The organism is Moorena sp. SIO4A1, assembly GCF_010672065.1.
GTDB lineage: Bacteria > Cyanobacteriota > Cyanobacteriia > Cyanobacteriales > Coleofasciculaceae > Moorena.
Map to the genome: position 1 here is coordinate 1 of NZ_JAAHHX010000900.1, position 1,200 is coordinate 1,200.

Annotated in this window: 1 protein-coding gene and 1 pseudogene; both read right to left on the reverse strand. The window is 50.0% G+C overall.

Annotated features, from left to right (window positions below; all coding sequences use genetic code 11):
• Positions 1-143: 143 nt before the first annotated feature.
• Entirely contained in the window at positions 144-968 is an 825-nt protein-coding gene (proC, locus tag F6K53_RS43905) for a pyrroline-5-carboxylate reductase (RefSeq protein ID WP_293087131.1), read from the reverse strand.
• A gap of 68 nt (positions 969-1,036) precedes the next feature.
• A pseudogene (locus tag F6K53_RS43910) lies at positions 1,037-1,200 on the reverse strand (cell division protein SepF); the annotation flags it as partial.

The following is a 1,200-nucleotide window of genomic DNA, read 5'->3' on the forward strand; positions in this document are numbered from 1 at the left end:
CCTTCAACCTTCAACCTTCAACCTTCAACCTTCAACCTTCAACCTTCAACCTTCAACCTTCAACCTTCAACCTTCAACCTTCAACCTTCAACCTTCAACCTTCAACCTCCAACCTTCAACCCCCAACCTCTAACTTTAAACCTTCAACTTCCCAACTCCCGAGAACGCTGATAAGACCCCAAAACCGCCTCAATCAAAGCCGAGCGAAAACCAGCCTTCTCCAACTTAGCGATCGCAGCAATCGTCGTTCCCCCAGGACTAGTAACCCTATCCTTCAATTGAGCTGGATGCATTTGAGTTTCTTGTAACAGCTGGGCTGTCCCCAATACTGTAGACTTGGCCAACTGCAATGCGATCGCTCTGGGTAATCCAGCTGCCACGCCCCCATCTGCTAGGGCTTCGATCAAAATCGCCACATAAGCTGGGCCTGACCCAGATAAACCGGTCACCGCATCCATCAGGTGTTCCGGAATCTCTACTACTTCACCAACAGCCCTAAAAATTGTCTTTGCTTGCTCCATTTGATCAGGCGAAACCCATTTTCCAGCAGCTAGTGCTGTGATTCCCGCCCCAACTGTTGCAGGAGTATTAGGCATTGCCCGGATCACTGGCTGGGATGGAAAAGCATTTTCCAGCCGTTCCAGAGGCACTCCAGCTAGAATTGAAATCACCATTGGCAACGTTCCTAAGCTGTGACCGTTGTCACCTCTACCCATGGCCAGTTCTGCCGCTACCGCTTCAAATACCTGAGGTTTAATTGCCAGTAACAAAACCTCTGATGCTGCCGCTGCCGCTTGGTTATTGGCAGTGACCCTTATCCCGTATTGTTGCGCCAAACCATCACGGCGCTGCTCCAGCAGCTCACTCACCAAGACCTCATCAGGCTGGTAAAGTTGTTGGGCAAGTAGGCGGGATAGGAGGGCTTCTCCCATGACACCGCCACCAATTATGCCAAGTTTGATAGGCAACCCAACACCTCTCTTTTCAACTTTTAATGTTATTCACGAAAAACTAGACACTTGTCAAGTCCTGATTCTTACTGAGCCATCTGGTCTGGCTCAGAACCCCAGGCTGGTGACGGAGCTGTCTGACGGGGAGGAGGAGCCTGGGGAGTAGGTATCTCATGAATCACACCAGACTGAGTACTTACCTGAACACAGCTTGGTGTGAACAAGAAAATACTTTCACCAATACGCTCTT